At 62.4% G+C, this 18,954-nt stretch carries 17 protein-coding genes; 11 read left to right on the top strand and 6 right to left on the bottom strand.

What is annotated here, in order from left to right:
• Positions 1-4 precede the first annotated feature (4 nt).
• From AC0L2B_RS23715 to AC0L2B_RS23695, 5 genes are all read right to left on the bottom strand, one after another.
• Positions 5-901: a carbohydrate ABC transporter permease gene (locus AC0L2B_RS23715; RefSeq protein WP_027153440.1), complete on the bottom strand. Its 897-nt coding sequence runs from the start codon at positions 899-901 to the stop codon at positions 5-7.
• 139 nt (positions 902-1,040) lie between these two features.
• A complete protein-coding gene (locus AC0L2B_RS23710; protein ID WP_473747045.1) occupies positions 1,041-2,285 on the bottom strand; it encodes an ABC transporter substrate-binding protein in 1,245 nt (414 codons plus the stop codon).
• Between the two features lie 117 nt (positions 2,286-2,402).
• Positions 2,403-3,548, bottom strand: coding sequence for an ABC transporter ATP-binding protein (locus tag AC0L2B_RS23705; RefSeq protein ID WP_473747044.1), 1,146 nt, complete (start codon positions 3,546-3,548; stop codon positions 2,403-2,405).
• A gap of 90 nt (positions 3,549-3,638) precedes the next feature.
• Entirely contained in the window at positions 3,639-4,589 is a 951-nt protein-coding gene (locus AC0L2B_RS23700; RefSeq protein WP_473747042.1) for a PfkB family carbohydrate kinase, read from the bottom strand.
• A 3-nt stretch (positions 4,590-4,592) separates the two neighbouring features.
• Positions 4,593-5,393 (bottom strand): beta/alpha barrel domain-containing protein, encoded by an 801-nt coding sequence (locus AC0L2B_RS23695; protein ID WP_023797149.1) that lies wholly within the window; start codon positions 5,391-5,393, stop codon positions 4,593-4,595.
• Between the two features lie 158 nt (positions 5,394-5,551).
• On the opposite strand from AC0L2B_RS23695, the gene AC0L2B_RS23690 reads away from it, so the two are divergent.
• The 3 genes from AC0L2B_RS23690 (at position 5,552) to AC0L2B_RS23680 (ending at position 8,725) form a co-directional block, all read left to right on the top strand.
• Positions 5,552-6,313 (top strand): DeoR/GlpR family DNA-binding transcription regulator, encoded by a 762-nt coding sequence (locus AC0L2B_RS23690; protein ID WP_473747040.1) that lies wholly within the window; start codon positions 5,552-5,554, stop codon positions 6,311-6,313.
• 268 nt (positions 6,314-6,581) lie between these two features.
• The gene (locus AC0L2B_RS23685; protein WP_473747038.1) at positions 6,582-7,751 is read left to right on the top strand and encodes a Gfo/Idh/MocA family protein; all 1,170 of its coding nucleotides are present in this window, start codon (positions 6,582-6,584) and stop codon (positions 7,749-7,751) included.
• Positions 7,748-8,725 (top strand): alpha/beta hydrolase, encoded by a 978-nt coding sequence (locus AC0L2B_RS23680; protein WP_473747036.1) that lies wholly within the window; start codon positions 7,748-7,750, stop codon positions 8,723-8,725. Before AC0L2B_RS23685 ends, AC0L2B_RS23680 begins: the two co-directional genes overlap by 4 nt.
• Here the strand turns inward: AC0L2B_RS23680 and AC0L2B_RS23675 are convergent.
• Positions 8,713-9,738 carry a LacI family DNA-binding transcriptional regulator gene (locus AC0L2B_RS23675; RefSeq protein ID WP_473747238.1) on the bottom strand — a complete coding sequence of 342 codons (1,026 nt, stop codon included), beginning with the start codon at positions 9,736-9,738 and terminating at the stop codon, positions 8,713-8,715. The genes AC0L2B_RS23680 and AC0L2B_RS23675 overlap by 13 nt on opposite strands.
• 127 nt (positions 9,739-9,865) lie before the next feature.
• Between AC0L2B_RS23675 and AC0L2B_RS23670 the strand changes: the two genes are divergently transcribed.
• From AC0L2B_RS23670 to AC0L2B_RS23635, 8 genes are all read left to right on the top strand, one after another.
• Complete coding sequence (locus AC0L2B_RS23670; protein WP_473747034.1) at positions 9,866-10,810, top strand: sugar kinase; 945 nt, start codon at positions 9,866-9,868, stop codon at positions 10,808-10,810.
• Complete coding sequence (locus tag AC0L2B_RS23665) at positions 10,807-12,093, top strand: D-tagatose-bisphosphate aldolase, class II, non-catalytic subunit (protein WP_473747032.1); 1,287 nt, start codon at positions 10,807-10,809, stop codon at positions 12,091-12,093. Before AC0L2B_RS23670 ends, AC0L2B_RS23665 begins: the two co-directional genes overlap by 4 nt.
• A 148-nt stretch (positions 12,094-12,241) precedes the next feature.
• Positions 12,242-13,126 carry a dihydrodipicolinate synthase family protein gene (locus AC0L2B_RS23660; protein WP_473747031.1) on the top strand — a complete coding sequence of 295 codons (885 nt, stop codon included), beginning with the start codon at positions 12,242-12,244 and terminating at the stop codon, positions 13,124-13,126.
• 23 nt (positions 13,127-13,149) lie between these two features.
• Positions 13,150-13,809, top strand: coding sequence for a GntR family transcriptional regulator (locus tag AC0L2B_RS23655; RefSeq protein ID WP_473515431.1), 660 nt, complete (start codon positions 13,150-13,152; stop codon positions 13,807-13,809).
• A 63-nt stretch (positions 13,810-13,872) separates the two neighbouring features.
• The gene (locus AC0L2B_RS23650; protein ID WP_473747030.1) at positions 13,873-15,210 is read left to right on the top strand and encodes an ABC transporter substrate-binding protein; all 1,338 of its coding nucleotides are present in this window, start codon (positions 13,873-13,875) and stop codon (positions 15,208-15,210) included.
• Positions 15,210-16,148, top strand: a complete 939-nt coding sequence (locus AC0L2B_RS23645; RefSeq protein ID WP_287066539.1) for a carbohydrate ABC transporter permease — start codon at positions 15,210-15,212, stop codon at positions 16,146-16,148. Before AC0L2B_RS23650 ends, AC0L2B_RS23645 begins: the two co-directional genes overlap by 1 nt.
• The gene (locus AC0L2B_RS23640) at positions 16,149-16,970 is read left to right on the top strand and encodes a carbohydrate ABC transporter permease (RefSeq protein WP_023797160.1); all 822 of its coding nucleotides are present in this window, start codon (positions 16,149-16,151) and stop codon (positions 16,968-16,970) included. It begins immediately after the preceding gene.
• A gap of 44 nt (positions 16,971-17,014) precedes the next feature.
• The gene (locus AC0L2B_RS23635) at positions 17,015-18,073 is read left to right on the top strand and encodes an ABC transporter ATP-binding protein (protein WP_287235656.1); all 1,059 of its coding nucleotides are present in this window, start codon (positions 17,015-17,017) and stop codon (positions 18,071-18,073) included.
• The last annotated feature ends 881 nt before the right edge of the window (positions 18,074-18,954 follow it).

Below are 18,954 nucleotides of genomic sequence, written 5' to 3'. Positions count from 1 at the left end.
GTGACTACCGAGCCTTTTGATAGCGGATGTAGAACAGCGTCAGGCCGAGAGAGATCAGCAGGATGACCACGGCGCTCGCCGACGCCTGCGACAGGTTGTAGCTCGAAAATGCCAGCTTGTACGTGTAGGTGCTGAGGACCTCGGTCGAGTAGATCGGACCGCCGCCCGTCGTTATCCAGATCAATGGAAAGACCTGCATGGTCCAGATGAAGTCGAGCAGCGAGATGCTGATGATGATCGGCATCAGCTGCGGGATGGTGATGAAGATCAGCTTCTGGTAGGCCTTCGCCCCGTCGATATCGGCGGCCTCGTAGAAATCCTTGGGAATGCCCTGCAAGCCTGCGAGCAAGCTGACCATGAAAAGCGGGTAGCCCGCCCAGATATTGGCGAAGGTGACGGCGTGCAGCGCGGTCGCCGTCGAGGAAAACCACTCGACCTTGGAACCGATGATGCCCATCTGCATGAGAACGCTGTTCACGACACCGTTCGGCTCAAGCAGGAGGCGCCAGATCACGGCGATAATCACCGCGGTGAACAGCCAAGGCAGTATGTAGAGCACGCGCAGAATGTTGCGCAGCGTCGGATTGATGCGGTCGCTGTTCAGCATGAGTGCGAAGACCATGCCGATGGTCATATGGAAGATGACACTCATGCAGGTGAAGTAGAGCGTGTGCCACAGCGAGGCCCAGAACACCGGATCGGCAAAGATCGCGTGGTAGTGTTTCAGTCCGGCAAAGGATGGGTCGCGACGCAGCACCGCGCTGTTCTGGAACGAATAGCCAATCACCGTCACCATCGGCAGTAGCATCAGAAGGCCGATGATGAGGAGCGAGGGTGACAGATAGAGATAGGGTGCGACCGCTCGTTTCAGTCGATGGTGGGAGCGCTTCTGCCGAGTCATGTGCCACCCTTGGGATGTGCCTTCAAGAGGAAGGTGCGCTTCGGAAAGAGGTCCATCTCAAATTGCCGATCCGTTGTTGACGGGTGGCCTGCCCTAAGTCAGGCTACCCGGTGGAAGATAGCAACGGGGAACAGGTCGCTCAGAATTTCGCCATCCAGCCCTTTTGAGCGTTGGCTGCGGCTTCTTCCGGAGACTGCTCGCCGGCGAGCATCTTCTGGGCTTCCACATCGAACTGGGTCATCAGGTCTTCAGCCACCGGCAGACCCGTGAACTCGTTGGCGAGATAGCCGGTCTTGAAGATTTCGAAAGCCTTGGCGAAAGCCTTGTCCGAGGTCACGAAATCGGGCTTGGCATTGACGTTGCCCGGGAAGGCGTTTGCAAGCGTCACGAGCTTGGTGTTCACCTTTTCACTCATCAGATATTGGACGAGCTTCCAGGCTTCCTCCTGATGTTTTGAGGCCGCAGAGATGCCGATGCCCCAGGAGGCGTAGGGAAGGCCGCGCTTGCCGTTGTAATTCTCCACGACCGGGACGGGGATGAGGTCGAAGTTCAGCTTGGGATTGCGTTTGCGAATGAGGTTCACATGCGCGAGCGAGTCGATCATCATTCCGACCCGATCGTTCACGAATTCCTCGACCTTTTCCTGCTCGGTCTTGGTGGCAATGCCGGGCGAAACGACGCCGGCGTCGTTCAGCGATTTGACGAAGGTGAGCATATCGACGACCGGCTTGCCCTCGAGAGCCGGCTTGCCGTCAGCCATCATCGATTGACCCGAGGCCCAGACCCACGACATCAGGTCGTTCTGGACACCGGACGGCGTTTGCAGCGACAAGGGCAGCACCCAGCCATACTGGTTCTTGTCGGCATGGGTCATCTTCTTTGCGGCTTCGAGAAACTCCGCGCGGGTCGACGGCAGCTTGGTCACGCCTGCCTGGGCGGCGAGATCCATGTTCACGAAGACCGGATAGACGAACGAAGCCACGGGAAACATCACCGCCTTGCCGTCCACCTTGATGATATCCGCGACCTGGGTCTTGTCGAACTCGCTCGCATCCATCATCGGGTTCATGTCGGCCAGCGCATTCTGCGCGTTCAGATTGTTCACCCAGGCGCCGTCGAGACCGACGACGTCGCTAAGCGTTCCAGTTGCAGCACCAACCGAGATCTGGTCTCGCGTGGTCGCATAGGGGCCGCTGACCAGCGTCACCTTGATTCCGGGGTTTGCAGCCTCGAAGTCATCCATGATTGCCCTGAGCGAGCCGGCCGGTAATTCGGGCTCCCACCATTGGGTGAATTCCAGCGTCGTGTCCGCCATGGCGCCGGTTGCGCCAAGCAACCATGCGGCCGCGGCTATTTTCAGCATCGCGGGTTGTATCCGAAACATGATTTTCTCCTCCTTCTTTAAGATCGACCGCACAATGCGGACGATCGTCTGCTCTACTCAGAAGCCTTCTTGCGTTTCGCAGGCGCCTCGCTCTCGCCTGCGGTCTGCCGCAGATCTTCAGATCGCCAGATGCGTCTCGGGATCGAAGAAATGGAACTTGGCATCATCCACGGCCAACCGGATTTCCGAGCCGGAGTGGACGGCGCTGATCGGCTCGAATCTCGCCACCGCGTTCGATGCCAGGCCAAAATCGTCCACCGCGTCCGGATCGCCGGAGTCCACCCGGACCGCGTCGATGTTCAGATGGACAATATGTTCGGATCCGAGTTCTTCGATCGAGGTCACCTTGGCCGGTATCGTCGGATACTTGCGACCGGATTCGAGGCTGCTGTCATAAAGATCCTCCGGTCGTATGCCGAACACGACCTTGCGCCCCGCAAACGACCTCAAGCCCGGCCTGCGCACGAAGGCTGCCTCCTGCAACCGGATGGCGAAGGTGCCGGACATCAGTTCGTCGCCCGTCAGGGTCGCCTCGAAAAGGTTCATCGAAGGAGAGCCGATGAAGCCGGCAACGAAGGCGTTCACCGGCGATTCATAGAGCCTCTTGGGTGTATCGACCTGCTGCAGCACGCCGCCTTTCAACACCGCGACCCTGTCTCCCATCGTCATCGCTTCGATTTGATCGTGGGTCACGTATATGGTCGTTACGCCGAGCTGCTTTTGCAGACTGGTGATTTCGGCGCGCATTTGCACGCGCAGTTTCGCGTCCAGATTGGAAAGGGGTTCGTCCATGAGAAAGGCGGCCGGCTCGCGCACCATGGCGCGGCCCATGGCAACCCGTTGACGCTGTCCGCCTGAAAGGTTCGCGGGTTTGCTGTCCAGCAAAGACGTCAGCTGAAGGGTTTTGGCGATCTCGTCCACGCGCATCTTGCGCTCGGCCTTCGGCTTGCCTGCCAGCCGCATCGAAAAGGCGATGTTTTCGAACACCGTCATATGCGGGTAGAGCGCGTAGCTTTGGAAGACCATCGCGATGTCGCGGTCCTTGGGCGGCATGTCGACGACGTCGACTCCGCCGATCCGAAGGCTGCCGCTGGTGATGTCCTCCAATCCCGCGATCATTCGCAACGCGGTGGATTTGCCGCAGCCGGACGGCCCGACGAGAATCAAGAACTCGCCGTCCTCGACCGATAGGTTCAATTGGTCGATTGCGCGAAAATTGTTACCGTAGGTTTTGCAGATATTCTCAAGGATGACTTCTGCCATATTCCTCCCTCCGCAAGTATAAGCCGCTGATTTTTATAACCCTCCTCGGAGCATGTTCACCTGCGAAATATTTCATCGTATAGTTTCTAGCTATGTTCCAGTATTGACATGCGTTTTTTTCAATTCGACTGCTGACGGCGCGTTCGTCGATGCCAGGAGTTCCTTAACCTGGTCGTCGGTTGGAAGCGCCTCGCGCCCGCCACGGCCCGTTATCGAAAGGGCTGCCGCCGCGGCCGCGAATGCCACCCGGCCTGCGGTGCCGGCTCCGCGCGTCAACGCATGGGCATAGGCGCCATGAAAGCAGTCACCCGCACCGGTCGAGTCGACGACCACAATCCTGTGCGGGGGCAGGTGCCAGAGACCTGTCTCTTCACGCCCGCGATAGTACACGCCCCTGCCACCGTCGGTCAGAACCACTGCGGACCGCGACGGCAACCACAATGTATCGAGCATCTCGGCGGGCGATCGGCACCCCGTGGCAGTCCGCGCAAAGCCGAGTGGAAGAATGAGATGGTCGCAGAGCGCGATCAGCCGCTCCGTGGCTGGGCCGCTGCTCCATTCGATATCGCCGAGGATCGCAAGGCCGAGATCGCGAGCCCGAGCCACGACATCCAGGGACCGGATCGCGTAGCTATCGACGATCAGGACGGTTGCGCGGCTGAGGATGTCGTCCGGAAAATCCGGAGCGGTGCCCAGCATCGCATCGTCGTCATACGCGATGAACCGTTCCCCGTCCGAGCCGACGGTGATCCGCGAGCGTACCGGGCGCGCGTCGGGGTGGCGCGGCGCGAATGCGGTTTCAACACCGCTCGCAACGAGATCGCGCAGCACGGCGTCGTCCGCGGCACTGCCCAGCCATCCGGCGAACCCGGCGGTTCCGCCGAGTCGCACGACGGCGGCCAGCGCCGTCGCAACATTTCCCCCGAAAGCGCGGGCACTTTGCAGAACCTTCCCCTTGCCCGCCGACAACGGCTGATCGACGTAAACGATGTCGTCGATCGCAATAGCGCCGAAGCCGAGGATCGCGGGGACGGTGGGCATCGTTCAGGCACCTGCCTTCGCCAGGGCGTCTTGCGCCGAAAGGCCGTCATGGATGACGCCCCGAAAGGCAAGCGCTGCCTTCTCCGGATCGCCATGCCCCCAGAGATTGCGGCCTACCACGGCGCCGCGTGCGCCGGCACGGATGGCGTCCGCCGTCTGCTGAAGCGCGCCGAGCAGCGTATCGGTCTTCGGACCACCCGCGATCACAACCGGCACCGGGCAGGTCCGGACGGTCTCTCGGAACGACTCGAAATCGCCCGTGTAGCCGATCTTGATCACGTCGACGCCGGACTCGTAGCCGATGCGCGCCGCATAGGCGATCTCGTCGGGGGTGAAGACGATTTTTGCTCCGTCGGTGAAATCGCGAGGGTAGATATGCGCCACCACAGGCATGCCGTAGCGGGCCGCTGCATTCACCGAATCGGTCAGCCAGCGTATGTATTTGCCCTCGGTCGCGCCTCGCACCGGAATGGCCACGGCCAACGCATCGGCCCCCGCGCGCACCGCATCCTCGGGCGTTGCGATCAACTCGCTGATGCGATCGTCCGGAGTGAAGCAGCCCGCCTGAATCACCAGGGAAGCTTTGCCCGCATATTGCGGCCACAGATGGCGCGCGGTGCCAGGCTGGATGCTGACGTAGTCGGGTTTGCCCACCATGACGCGTGCGAGCGCACCCGGCAGATCGGCAAGGCCGCCTTTGCGCACGTCGCCATAGCCGACGAAGTGGTCGACCGCGCCGCCAAAAAGTTTCCCCGATGGATGCGAGAAGAGGCGCGCAAGACGCACCTTGGTTCCTAGGCTCATGAGTGCAAAATTCCCCAATCGTTTGATTTCAAAATCCTGGACCCAGTGTTTCCGAAAGAAACAAGAAATACAATCTTTCGAAAGCTTTCGAATTTGCATATTTTTGGTAAGCTGAGCCGAGGCCAGAGCGGTTGCTTGGCGCAGGGAAGGGCAGGGCAATGTTGTCGGAGCAGAGACGCCAATCGATTCTGGGTGAGGTGCAGCGCAGCGGACAGGTGCGCACGAAGGACCTGTCAGACGGGTTTGGCGTGTCGGAAGTCACGGTGCGCTCCGACCTCGAGATACTGGACCGCAAGGGACTGCTGACCAAGACCCGTGGAGGGGCGGTGACCCGGACCACCGATTCGACGACGGCCGCGTTCGCCCGGCGGATGCAAACGAACCTCGACGCAAAGAAGCGCATCGCCCGGGCGGCGCTAGACCTGTTCGAGGACAACCAATCGGTCATCTTCGACGGCGGCTCGACATTGATGCAGGTTGCCATGCAGTTACCGCCGCTCAGCAATGTCGTGGTCGCGGCCACGGCCATGAATATCGTGCAGCATCTTATGCATCGTCCCGGGCTCGACGTTCATATGATCGGCGGCCGGGTCTATCCCGACACGGTGAGCACGCTGATCACCGATGCCGATACGGCTCTCGGCGGCTTGGTAGCGCATCAGGTCTTTGTTGGAGCGCATGCGATAGACTCGTCACTGGATGTGGTCGACGTGAACGAAGACATGGCGCGAACGAAGCGAAAGCTCGTTCGCATGGCCCGGCGCGTTGTCCTCCTCGCCGATTCGAGCAAATGGGGCGTCAGCGGGACCTCCAAGGCATTTTCGCTGTCGGCCGTCGATGTGGTGATCACCGACGATGGCCTGCCCGGTCCAATACGCAGCCAGCTTGAGATGACCGGGGCCAGGGTGATCTATGCCTGAACCCATCTCGGTTCCTGACCGCGACGGAAAGATCCAATGCGCGCATGACGCACGGGATTCGCATCGGCTGTTGGCCGTTTTTTCATGTCAGTCATGTTCTCCTCCTCAAGGCTGGCGGCCTCCAATGTTGCGCCATCATTTTCGCATGTTCCATAATAATTTTACGCGCGTCAACATTTAAAATGCTGTAAAGCGGCTTTCGAATGTGATCCGTTGCTGGTGCAATGATTCAACCAGAGCGTTGCGACGTCGGGAGGTAGAGTGGAAAATGCCAGGAAAATCAGGAGCTAAGCTCGGCATCGGCGTTGTCGGGTGCGGCAATATCTCGATGACCTATTTGCGCAATGCGGCCCTGTTCGGCGAGGTCGAGCTACGCGCCTGCGCCGACATTTCGCCCGATATGGCTGTGCTGCGCGCCAAGGAATATGGCATCCGCGCGCTCGGCGTCGACGCGCTTTTGGCCGACCCGAACATCGACCTTGTCCTCAACTTGACCATACCGGCGGCGCATTTCGACGTTTCGCTGTCGGCGCTTTCGGCGGGAAAGCACGTCTTCACCGAAAAGCCGCTGGCGACCTCGGCCAAGGACGGCAGGCGGCTTGTCGCCGAGGCGGCGGAGCGCGGGCTGCTGCTGGGCTCGGCCCCGGACACCTTCCTTGGCGCCGCCGGACGGCGGGCACGCCGCTTCATGGACGAGGGTGCGATCGGCCGGCCGGTGACCGGCACCGCTTTCATGATGGGGCGCGGCATGGAGCACTGGCATCCCAATCCGCAATTCTACTATCAGCCCGGCGGCGGACCGGTCTTCGACATGGGTCCCTACTACCTGACGATGCTGGTCAATTTGCTCGGGCCGGTGGCCCGCGTGATGGCGATGGCGACGCGGGGCCAGGAGGAGCGGCTGATCACCGCCGAAGGCCCCTACCGGAACACCAGCTTCAAGGTCGGCACACCGACCAACATCCTGTCGCTGCTGGAGTTTCGCTCAGGCGCCACCGTCACCTTCGGCGCCTCGTGGGATGTCTTCAGGCACTCCAACCACCCGATCGAGCTGCATGGGACGGAAGGCTCGCTCAGGCTGCCCGATCCGGATACGTTCGGCGGCACCGTCTCGCTGTCGGAACGAGGGGCCGACTGGGCCGACTTCCACAGTGAGAGCGAACTCTATGGCGCGCGCAATTGGCCCTTCGCCGCGCCCGACCGCGCGAATTACCGCATGCTCGGCGTTGCCGATCTTTCGCGCGCGCTGACAACAGGAAGAAAGCCGCGGGCGTCCGGCGACCTTGCGCTTCATGTGCTGGAAATCATGGAGGCGATCCTCGCTTCGGGTGAGAGCCGCGAGTCCGTCGCCGTCAACGCAACGGTCGATCAGCCGCCGCTCTTCAAGGACGCCGAAGCGGCGAGCCTGCTCGCCCTGATATCGGAGGGCTTACGATGACGACATTGCTTTCACCCTTGCTCGATCCGGAGGCCCGGCATGTGCTCGACCTTGACCGGCAGGCGGCAGCCCCGCCATTCGAAGCCGGCACGCCTGAAGAGGCGCGCCGCGCCTATGAGGAGGGCTTTCCGGCACTCCAGGGCGAGCGCGAGCCGGTCGGCTCATTGACTGAGCGCACCATCACCGGACCCGGCGGCCCGTTGACGCTCAGAATCTATCGCGGACAGGGCGCGGTCGGGGCCGCTGCCCCGGCGCTGCTCTATCTGCATGGCGGCGGCTGGGTGATCGGCAATCTCGAGTCGCATGACGAGATCTGCCGCTGGCTTGCGAATATGGCGGCCTGCGTCGTCGTCTCTCCCGACTACCGGCTGGCGCCGGAACACAAATTTCCGGCGGCCATCGAAGATTGCCGCGCCGTACTTTCCTTCATGCAGGACGGCGCGGGCGATCTCGGCATCGACGCCGAACGGATCGCTGTCGCCGGCGACAGCGCCGGCGGCAATCTCGCTACCGTCCTTTGCCTGCTTGCGCGCGGCGACAAGAAGCCGCCGGCGGCGCAGCTGCTGTTCTATCCGAACACGGACGCCTCGCAGGCGGCGGACAGCTATCGCCGCTTTGCCGACGGTTATGGCCTGACTTCGGCGACCATGGCCTGGTTCCGCGACCACTATATCAACCATGCTGGCGATATTGATGACTGGCGCGTGTCGCCGCTCAAGGCCGCAAGCCTTGCCGGCGCAGCGCCGGCTTTTGTCGCAATCGCCGGCCATGATATCCTCGCCGACGAAGGCGAGGCCTACGCGAAGCGTCTGGAAGATGACGAGGTGCCGATCGTTCTGCGGCGCTGGCCCGGCCAGATCCACGGCTTCGTTTCGATGGGCCGCCATGGTCCGGCGGCGCGGCAAGCGGTCGGCGCGGCAGTTGCCGCATGGCGCGGCTTCGATCCTGTGTTTGGAAACGCTCAGGCCGACTGACGCATGACCAGCGTCGCGTCGAGACTGACCTTGGCTGCAACTGTCGCGTCGTCCTCGTCCAGCAAGGCCAGCAGCGTCTCGACGCTGCGTCCGGCCATGGAAGCGAAGTCCTGCGCCATGGTGGTGAGGGCAGGGCAGGTGTAGCGGCTCAGCGGATGGTCGTCATGGGCTGCGACCCGCAGGTCGCAATCGCCCTTGCGTCCGACCCTGCGGCCCTGCGAGTAGGCGGCAGCCATCACGCCGAAGGCGAGGCGGTCGTTGGCGCACAGAATGGTCTTGCCCGGCAGGCCGCCACGGACGAGCATCGCTTCCATCTGCTCATAGCCGATCCGTTCGAAATCCCAGCTGTAGTCATAAGGGGTGCCGATGAGCACCGGCTCATGCCCGAGCCGCTGCATGGCGCCGACATAGCTGTTCAGGCGCTCGCGCGAATTGTGGTTGACGTGCGGGATATCGAAATAGACCGGGGCATCGCCGGAGCGGCAGAGATAATCGACGATGGTCGAGACGCTCTGGCTGTTGTTATTGCCGACGAACGGCGTGTCGCCCTCAAGATAAGTGTCGAAATAGACGATCGGTATGGTCTGCGTCAGCTTCTCCAGCGTGCGCTGGTCTGAGCGCAGGCCGAGCGGCGCGATCAGCGCGCCGGAAACCTTTAGCGAAAGAATGGTTCGCGTCGCTTCCACTTCGAGCTCGCGCGAGCCGTGCGAGGAGATCACGATCGGCCAGTAGCCTTCGTCGCGCAGCCTGAGTTCGATTCGGCTGACCATTTCCGAATAGAAGGGATCGGCGAGCGTCGGCACGACAATACCGATGCTGCGGGTCCGCTTGCGGTTGAGGTTGCGTGCAAACAGATTGGGCTGGTAGTCGGACGAGCGCAGCGCCACTTCGATCCGCTGACGTGTCGCCGGCTTGACGCTGGTCGGATCGTCGAAATATTTCGACAGTGTCGGCCTGGAGACGCCGCAAGAGCGAGCAAAATCCTCCATCGTCTTGTGCGTCATCGACATCAAAGCCCTCGAATGCAAGGTGAAACTTTACAGTGAAATTGTGTAGTTTCCATGCGTAAATTTATTAATTGACGCGAAAAAGCACAAGCCGTATTCACTTGCAGTAGGCGAATTCGAGGGATTCCGCGAGATGAAGAAGCTGGTCGGTGCCGGCGAGATTCTGGTCGAGATCATGGCCGAGCGGATCGGCCAGAGCTTTCTCGAGCCTGGTCCGCTGCTCGGGCCCTACGCGTCAGGCGCGCCCGCGATCTTCATCGGCCAGGCGGCGGCGCTCGGCCAGCCGGCCGGCCTCATCGGCGCCGTCGGCGACGACGATTTCGGCAGGCTGAACATCGATCGGCTGCGGGCACTTGGCGCCGACGTGTCGGCGATCGCGGTTCACCCGGGCCATGCGACGGGCACGGCCTTCGTCACCTACCGGGCCGACGCCAGCCGGCATTTCGTCTTCAACATCCGCAACAGCGCCGCCGGCCTGATCGAGACAAACGCGGCGGCGACAAAGCTGCTCGCCGGTGCCGATCATGTCCATGTCATGGGCTCGTCGCTGTTTTCCGACCGCGCCATCGGGGTGGCGCTATCGGCGATCGAGACCGTCAAGGCCAAAGGCGGAACCGTGTCCTTCGATCCGAACATCCGCCGCGAGATCATGCAGGCATCCGGCATGCGCGCAGCACTCGACCAAGTGCTGGCGCGAGCCGATATCTTCCTGCCGAGCGGCGAGGAGCTCTTCCTGTTTTCGTCCGCCAGGGACGAGGAGGGTGCAGTCGACGAACTGCTGGCCCGTGGCCTGTCCTGCATCGTCCTGAAGAAAGGCGCCGCCGGCGCCGTTTATCATGATCATCACGGTGCGGTCGCCTCGTCCGGCTTTGCCGTCGACGAGGTCGATCCGACCGGTGCGGGCGACTGCTTCGGTGCTGCTTTCGTCTCGTTCTGGCTGCGCGGGGCGGCTCCTGCCGACGCGCTGCGGATCGCCAATGCCTGCGGTGCGCTTGCCGTCACCCGCAAGGGCCCGATGGAAGGCATTTTCCCGCTTGAAGCGGTCGAGGCCTTCATCGCCACGGGGAACACGCAGTGAGTGGCGCGACGCGAAGGTTTGCGAACATTGCGGCGAGGCGCGCCGCAGGCGAGAGAAGCGGCATCGCCTCGGTCTGCTCGGCGCATCCGCTGGTCATCGAGGCTGCCCTGCGCCATGGCGCGGCGCGGCGCGCGGATGTGCTGATCGAGGCCACCTGCAACCAGGTCAACCACGACGGCGGCTACACCGGGATGACACCTGCGGGGTTCCGCAGCTTCGTCGAGGCGCAAGCGCACAAAGTCGGCTTCCCCGTCGATCGCCTGATCCTCGGCGGCGATCATCTCGGGCCGAATCCCTGGAAGCACATGGCTGCCGCCGCCGCGATGAAGAAGGCTGCGGCGATGATCGATGCCTATGCGAGCGCCGGCTTCACCAAGATGCATCTGGATACGAGCATGGCCTGCGCCGACGATCCAGCCGTGCTTACCGATGAAACGATCGCCGCGCGCGCGGCTGAACTAGCTGAAATCGCCGAGGCGGCGGTCGAGCGGGCAGGCGGCGAAAAACCGGTTTACGTCATCGGCACCGAAGTGCCGGTGCCGGGCGGGGCGCTGGAGGCGCTCGACCACCTGCATGTGACGGCGCCGGGGAATGCCTTGCGGACCGTCGAGATCCACGCGCGAGCGTTTTCGCGCGCCGGCCTCGAAGCCGCATTTGACCGTGCGGTCGGTGTCGTCGTCCAGCCCGGCGTCGAATTCGGCAATACCGAGATCGTGCCCTATGCACCCGCCAAGGCGACTGAACTGGTAGCTGTGCTCGATCGTATGCCACAATTCGTTTTTGAGGCGCATTCGACCGACTACCAGCCGACTGAGGCGCTCAATGCTCTCGTTCACGACGGTTTTGCCATCCTCAAGGTCGGCCCCTGGCTGACCTTCGCGCTTCGCCAAGCGCTGTATGGGCTCAGCCATATCGCTGATATCCTCGCGCCGGACTTTTCGCGCGAAAGCCTGCCTGCCGCGATGGAACGCATCATGCTGGCGTCGTCGGACAATTGGCAGCAATACTATCCGGGCACGCCGGACGAGCAGCGCATGCAGCGGCATTTCTCGTTCAGCGACCGCATCCGCTATTATTGGCCGACGCCGGAGGCGCAGCGCGCAACACGGACGCTGCTGGACGTATTGGGCGAGAAGGATATACCCCGGCCGCTGATCAGCCAGTATCTGGGGCAACTCGACGCCGAGGTTGCCGCACGGCGGGTCAAGCCCCTCGCTCACGAGCTTCTGATCGGCAGCATCACCCGTGTCCTCGATATCTACGCGGACGCGACGGGACAGTAGGGATCGCGTTGCCGGAAAGACGGCAGCCGCCCAAATCCGCATCATATATTCGTCCGATGTCGACGCCGTGTTCGAAAAGCCCCTCCGCAATTTACAACTAACATGTTAGTGTGCTAGGAGTGCTGCACATCGACATCTGGAGAGAATAGTGGTCTCGCGCTTTGGTCTTTCGGTTGCTCTCGCCACGCCTTTCGATGCGTCCGGGCAAATCGCCATCCTTCCCATGGTCACGCAGGCCCAGGCTTGCCTTGGCGCCGGCTGCAGCAGCGCCACGCTCTTCGGCACCACCGGGGAAGGCGCCTCCGTGGGCACGGCGGAGCGGCGGATTGTTACCGAGGCCATGCTGGCCGCCGGCATCCCGGCACATCGGCTCGTTGCCGGCGTGCTGGTCGATGCGGCCGAAGACGCCGCCGAACAGGCGCGGCATGCCTTGCAGTGCGGCGTCCGCAACATCCTGCTGGCTCCGCCGAGCTACTTCAAGAATGTCGGCGAGGACGGGCTGTTCGGATGGTTTTCTGCCGTCTTCGCTGCGCTCGGGCCGCTGGCTCGCGGCATCCTCCTCTACAACATCCCCTCTGTCACCATGGTGCCGCTCCCGCTTACCCTGATCGGTCGGCTGTGTGCGGCCTTCCCCGGCGTGATCGCCGGTGTCAAGGATTCGGGTGGCGACTGGAGTTACAGCGAGGCGCTGCTAAGAGCCCATGGCGACATGGTGATCCTGATCGGCGACGAGCGGCACCTGGCCAGAAGCGTGCGCCAGGGCGGGCAGGGCGCCATTTCCGGCATGGCCAATTTCGTCACCGGCGAAATCCGCGCCATGGCCGAGGATGGGCGCGACGATGCCCGTGTCGAGAGCTTCGTGCTCGAATTGCTTAAATATTCGGTCATCCCGGCGGTGAAGGTCATGGTGGCGCGCAAAACCGGGGACGAGCGCTGGCTGGCGGTCCGTCCGCCGCTGGAGCCGATCGGTTCGCAGGGGCGGCAAGAGCTTGCTGCCGCCTACGACAGGCTGTTTGCGACAGAGCCGGCCTGACCGGCAAAGGGAAGCGCGCTGAAATGGACGACAGCAGCGAACCGGCAACCCTCAGGGAAAGAGCTTATGCCAGCTTCACGCGGCATTTGCTGGCCCGCGATCTCAAGCCGGGACAGTTCGTGTCGCAGCGCGAACTGGTTGCCTTTACCGGGCTGCCGCTAGGCGCCATCCGTGAGATCGTGCCGCGTCTCGAGGCCGAGGGGCTTTTGACGACCATCCCGCAGCGCGGCATGCAGATCGCCCATATCGACATCAACCTGATCCGCGAGGCCTTCCAGTTTCGCCTGTTCATGGAGCGTGAGGCGGTGGCGCTGTTCACCGTCAACGCCTCCGACGCCGTGCTCGCCGGCCTGCGGCGCGAACATGAGGACATGCTGGCTCAAGCCTTGTCGCAGACGCCGACGCCGGAAATGGAAGCCAAGGCCCAGAACATCGATTGGGCCATGCACGACACCTTCATCGATGCGCTGGGCAACGAGATCATCGCCAAGGCGTATCTGGTCAATTCGGTAAAGATCAGACTGATCCACCAGGAGCGTTTCCGCATCGATGGGCGCGTCGTGCCGGTGATGCAGGAGCACCTGACGGTGATCGAAGCGCTCGAGAGCCGCGATCCGCAAAAGGCGGTTGAGGCGATCAGCCGGCATATCGACAATGCGCGCCGGTTGGCGCTCCAGATCTGAGGACGTATGGTTCGCGGCTGCCGCGACACTATCCACAACGACAGCAACCCAAGGGAGGAAGAAATGTCGTCCAATCCGTTCAAGCCAACAAGAAGGCAAGTCCTTGCAGGAACCACGGCGCTCGCCGCCGCGGGCATGGCCGGCCTTCGCCCGAGCTTTTCCGCCAGCGTCGACTGGAAGCGCTTTGCCGGCACCACGCTCGACGTCAATCTGGTGAAAAGCCCGCGCAGCGACACCATCCTGAAATACATCGCCGAATTCGAGGAACTGACCGGCATCAAGGTCAATGCCGAGGCGACGCCGGAACAGCAGCAGCGGCAGAAGACGGTGATCGAGCTCAGCTCCGGCAGGCCGAGCTTCGATGTCGTGCATCTCAGCTATCACGTGCAGAAGCGCCAGTTCGAAAAGGGTGGCTGGCTGGCCGACATCGCCGGCTATCTCGCCGATCCGACGCTGACCGATCCCGGCCTGGTCGAAAGCGATTTCGCCGAGGCCGGCATGCTTTTCGCCAAGGACAACCAGGGCGTGCTGCGTTCGCTGCCGTTCTCGGTGGACTACTGGATCGTCTACTGGAACAAGGAGCTGTTCGAGGCCAAGGGCGTAAAGTACCCTGAATCATTCGAGCAGCTGGTGGCCGCCGCCGAAGCGCTGACCGATCCATCGACCAACACGTTCGGCTTCGTCGCCCGCGGCCTCAAGAATGCCAACACGCCGGTGTGGACGTCGCTGATGCTCGGCTACGACATGACGCCGCTCGACGACAAGGGAAAGCTGCGCACCGAAACGCCCGAGGCGATCGAGGCCGCTGCCCTCTACCAGAGGCTGATGACCAAGTCCGCCCCTCCGGGCGTCACCGGCTTCAATTGGGCGGAAGCGCAGTCCGCCTTCCTGCAAGGCAAGATCGGCATGTGGTTCGATGGCGTCGGTTTTGCCCCGCCGATGGAAAATCCCGAAAAGTCGCGCGTGGTCGGCAAGGTCGGCTACGGCGTCATGCCCAAGGGGCCCAAGGCGCATGCCTCCGGGACGTTTGGCGACGGCCTCGGCGTGACCGCCTCCAGTGAAAAGAAGGAGGCCGCCTATCTGTTCTGTCAGTGGGCGGTTTCCCCGGCGATGGGCGCGCGCCTGCTCCAGGCCGGCGCCGGCGTGCCGTTCCGCAAGTCGGTGCTGGAAGACCCAAAGGTGCGCGAAGGCGTCACCATGCCGGCAAGCTGGCTCGATGCGGTGGTTCAGTCCGGCAATATCAGCAGACTGGCGCTGCCGGTGATCATCCCTGTCACCGAGTTCCGCGACATCTACGGCGTGGCGTTGACCAACATGATTGCCGGTGCCGATCCTGCCGAAGAACTGAAGAAGGCCACCGCGCAGTTCCAGCCGGTTCTCGACAGGAGCGAGCAGGGCTGATGTCCGCCATCGCCCCTGAACGCACCGGGGTGACGACGCAAGCCATCGAAGGGAGCCAGACGATCCGGCTGGCTCCCAACTACTGGCCCTTCGTCGTTCCGGCGCTCGTTGTCGTTAGCGCCGTGATCGTCTTTCCCTGGGCGTTCACGCTCTGGATGAGCGTCAACCGCTGGACGCTCGGCCAGTCGCGGAGCTTTGCCGGGATGGAAAACTATCTCCGTCTGGCCAGCGACCCGCGATTCTGGGAATCGCTTGTTCATACATTGACCTACACCTCGCTGTCGGTGGCAGCGCCGATGTTGTTGGGCACCGTCGCCGCCCTGATCTTCGACGCCAGGTTTCCGCTGCGAGGCCTGCTGCGCGGCGTCTTCGTCATGCCGATGATGGCAACGCCGGTTGCCGTGGCGCTGGTCTGGACCATGATGTTCCATCCCCAGCTCGGTGTGCTCAACTACCTTCTGTCGCTGGTCGGCATCCCGGCGCAGGAATGGATATTCAACGCCAACACGGTCATCCCTTCGCTGGTCGCGGTCGAGACCTGGCAGTGGACGCCGCTGGTGATGCTGATCGTGCTGGGCGGGCTGGCCTCGGTGCCGCGCGAGCCGTTCGAGAGCGCCGAGATCGATGGCGCCAATGCCTGGCAGCAATTCCGCTACCTCACTTTGCCGATGATCGCGCCGTTCCTGATGATTGCGTTGATCATCCGCACGATCGATGCGCTGAAGAGCTTCGACATCATCTATGCGATGACCCAGGGCGGGCCGGGCACGGCGTCCGAAACCATCAACATCTATCTCTACAACACCGCCTTCTCCTATTACGACATCGGCTATGGCTCAGCCATGGCCGTGGTGTTCTTCATTGTCATCGTGGCGCTGTCCTTCATCCTCCTGATGCTGCGCCAGCGCTCGCAGTGGAACGACGCGGAGGGCAAATAGATGAGCTCACGATTGCTCAACCAGATCGGCCTGTTTTTCGCGGCACTGGTTATCGTCTCGCCGGCGATTCTTTTCTTTCTCTGGATGATCTCGCTTTCGCTGAAATTCGAGATCGACAACGGCGCCTATCCGCCGATCCTGATCCCCGAACGCTTCGCCTGGTCGAACTATGTAAAAGTGTTCGAGGAGAACAATTTCCTGCTCTATCTCTGGAATTCGGTTCTGGTCACCGGCACGGCGACACTGCTGGCGCTGCTGATCGGCGTACCGGCCGGCTATGGCATAGCGCGGCTCAAGGCCGAAAAATCGGCGGTCGTCATCATGATCGCCCGCATGACGCCGGGGCTGTCCTATCTCATCCCGCTGTTTCTGCTGTTCCAATGGATCGGGATACTCGGCACGCTCTGGCCGCAGATCATCATCCACCTGGTGGTGACGGTGCCGATCGTGGTCTGGGTGATGATCGGCTATTTCGAGACCACGCCGATGGAACTGGAAGAGGCGGCCAACATCGACGGGGCCAGCTCCTGGCAGGTGTTCCGGCTGGTCGCCCTGCCCATCGCCAAGCCGGGCATCGTTGTCGCCTTCATCCTGTCCGTCATCTTTTCGTGGAACAATTTCGTCTTTGGCGTGGTGCTCGCCAGCCGTGAGACGCGGACGCTGCCGGTCGCCGTCTACAACATGCTTTCCTATGAGCAGGTGAGCTGGGGGCCGCTCGCCGCCGCCGCACTGGTGGTGACGCTGCCGGTGCTGGTGCTGACCATGTTCGCGCAGAAGCAGATCGTCGCAGGACTGACCGCCGGCGCGGTTAAGGGCGGCTGAAGACGCATTCCAGCTCGACAACACTCTTCTCCCGGAGAAATCCAATGGCATCGGTAACCATCAACAACGTGCAGAAGGCTTTCGGAGCCACCAAGATCATTCACGACGTCAGTGTCGATATCGCCGACGGCGAATTCGTCATCCTGGTCGGCCCGTCGGGATGCGGAAAGTCGACGCTGCTGCGCATGATCGCCGGACTTGAAACGATCTCGGGCGGGAAGATCACCATTGGCGAACGCATGGTCAACAATCTGCGGGCGCGGGACCGCAACATCGCCATGGTGTTCCAGAATTACGCGCTCTATCCGCATATGACCGTGGCCGACAACATGGGCTTTGCCCTCAAGATCAAGAAAGCCGATCCTGCCGATACCGCTGGCCGCGTCAGGAATGCCGCCAGCATCCTTGGCCTGGAAAAGCTGCTAGAGCGCTATCCGCGTCAGCTCTCAGGCGGCCAGCGCCAGCGCGTCGCCATGGGCCGCGCCATCGTACGCGACCCGCAGGTCTTCCTGTTCGACGAGCCGCTCTCCAATCTCGACGCCAAGCTGCGCGTCCAGATGCGCGGCGAGATCAAGGCGCTGCACCAGCGGCTCGGCACCACAACCATCTACGTCACGCATGACCAGATCGAAGCCATGACGATGGCCGACAAGATCGTCGTGCTGCATGACGGCCTGGTCGAGCAGATCGGCGCGCCGCTCGACCTCTACGACCAGCCGGCCAACCTCTTCGTTGCCGGCTTTATCGGCTCGCCCGCCATGAATTTTATTGCCGGGCGCATCGAGGAAGGCGTGTTCCGCAGCGCCGGCGGGCTGATCCTGCCGCTGCCGGAAGGCGCCCGCCCGACCGACGCTGCAGGACGCGAACTTGTCTACGGCATCCGTCCCGAGCACATCCGCGCAACTGCCCAGGGCATGCCGGGCACGGTCACGCTTCTGGAAGCCACGGGTTCGGAAATCTTCGCCAAGGTCGACTGCGCCGGCGAGGAAATTGCCTGCCTGTTCCGCGAGCGGCTGCCGCTCAAGCAGGGCGCGGCGATAGGGATCGAAGTCGATCGCGCCTGCGCCCACCTGTTCGACGCGAAAACCGGTCGGCGTATGTGATGGCGTGGCCTGCGCGGCGGGTTCGCCGACGCGAAGACGATATTCACGCAAAAGCGCCGCAGTACCAATTGCGGCGCCTGTCGCCACACGCGTTTCCATCGACGTGCAACAACCGATGGTACTGGACAGAACGGTGTTGCGCGAACTATCGGCCGCTCGAGAGCCTTGTGAGAAGCGCGACCAGCTCCGACTGCCGATGCGTCTGCGTCTTCGCGAAGACCGATTTCAGCTGGTTGCGCCCGGTCTCATAGGAAACGCCAAGTTCGTCGGCTGCCGCTTCAACGCCGTGTCCCGCGCAAATCTTTCTCGCCAGCCTCGCTTCTGACGCTGTCAGCCTGAAGCAGGACTGCAGCACGGCTTCAGGAGGAGGAGGCCTCGCGTCAGGATCAATGAGCATGACGATTGCCTGGCACGGAGCGAGCGCGTTGTAGGAGACGTTCGGCAGTCGCAACGGATAGGCAAGGAGCGGCCGCCCTTGCAGTCTGGGCAGTGGCACGGGTGGCATCGATGCGGCCGTGTCCGGCGAACACAGCAGTGCTTTCAGCGATCGGTCGAGAGCATCTGTCGCGGTTCGGTCAAAGGAAACCAAACGCCGGCGCGTAATCTGCAGACCCCGCCCCAGAAGCCTTTCCGCCGGAGCGTTGGACCGGAGTACATTGCCACTTCTGTCCAACATGACGGCAGGCGTTTCGGTGGCGCTAAACGCATCCAGTGCCGCGTCGGCCCTCCCGAAACCTATTGCCCGCGCAACTGCGGCTACAGAGCCCAGCTGTCTTGAAAGGTCCGCCAGCTGTCTCATTTCGTCTGGCGTGAACGGACCCTGTTGGATCGACCTCTGCAGCGACAGTGCCCAGAAGTCGTCGCCTGCAGCGATCTTGACG

This window comes from Mesorhizobium sp. WSM4815 (genome assembly GCF_055811575.1).
The sequence above is the reverse complement of the archived record's forward strand: the minus strand, read 5'-3'. Positions and strand labels throughout refer to the sequence as shown.

What these genes read in the sequence shown, in the direction of transcription:
- AC0L2B_RS23715 (WP_027153440.1), bottom strand. Translation starts at nt 901, where the DNA reads ATGACTCGGCAGAAGCGCTCCCACCATCGACTGAAACGAGCGGTCGCA.
- AC0L2B_RS23710 (WP_473747045.1), bottom strand. Translation starts at nt 2,285, where the DNA reads ATGTTTCGGATACAACCCGCGATGCTGAAAATAGCCGCGGCCGCATGG.
- AC0L2B_RS23705 (WP_473747044.1), bottom strand. Translation starts at nt 3,548, where the DNA reads ATGGCAGAAGTCATCCTTGAGAATATCTGCAAAACCTACGGTAACAAT.
- AC0L2B_RS23700 (WP_473747042.1), bottom strand. Translation starts at nt 4,589, where the DNA reads ATGCCCACCGTCCCCGCGATCCTCGGCTTCGGCGCTATTGCGATCGAC.
- AC0L2B_RS23695 (WP_023797149.1), bottom strand. Translation starts at nt 5,393, where the DNA reads ATGAGCCTAGGAACCAAGGTGCGTCTTGCGCGCCTCTTCTCGCATCCA.
- AC0L2B_RS23690 (WP_473747040.1), top strand. Translation starts at nt 5,552, where the DNA reads ATGTTGTCGGAGCAGAGACGCCAATCGATTCTGGGTGAGGTGCAGCGC.
- AC0L2B_RS23685 (WP_473747038.1), top strand. Translation starts at nt 6,582, where the DNA reads ATGCCAGGAAAATCAGGAGCTAAGCTCGGCATCGGCGTTGTCGGGTGC.
- AC0L2B_RS23680 (WP_473747036.1), top strand. Translation starts at nt 7,748, where the DNA reads ATGACGACATTGCTTTCACCCTTGCTCGATCCGGAGGCCCGGCATGTG.
- AC0L2B_RS23670 (WP_473747034.1), top strand. Translation starts at nt 9,866, where the DNA reads ATGAAGAAGCTGGTCGGTGCCGGCGAGATTCTGGTCGAGATCATGGCC.
- AC0L2B_RS23655 (WP_473515431.1), top strand. Translation starts at nt 13,150, where the DNA reads ATGGACGACAGCAGCGAACCGGCAACCCTCAGGGAAAGAGCTTATGCC.
- AC0L2B_RS23650 (WP_473747030.1), top strand. Translation starts at nt 13,873, where the DNA reads ATGTCGTCCAATCCGTTCAAGCCAACAAGAAGGCAAGTCCTTGCAGGA.
- AC0L2B_RS23645 (WP_287066539.1), top strand. Translation starts at nt 15,210, where the DNA reads ATGTCCGCCATCGCCCCTGAACGCACCGGGGTGACGACGCAAGCCATC.
- AC0L2B_RS23640 (WP_023797160.1), top strand. Translation starts at nt 16,149, where the DNA reads ATGAGCTCACGATTGCTCAACCAGATCGGCCTGTTTTTCGCGGCACTG.
- AC0L2B_RS23635 (WP_287235656.1), top strand. Translation starts at nt 17,015, where the DNA reads ATGGCATCGGTAACCATCAACAACGTGCAGAAGGCTTTCGGAGCCACC.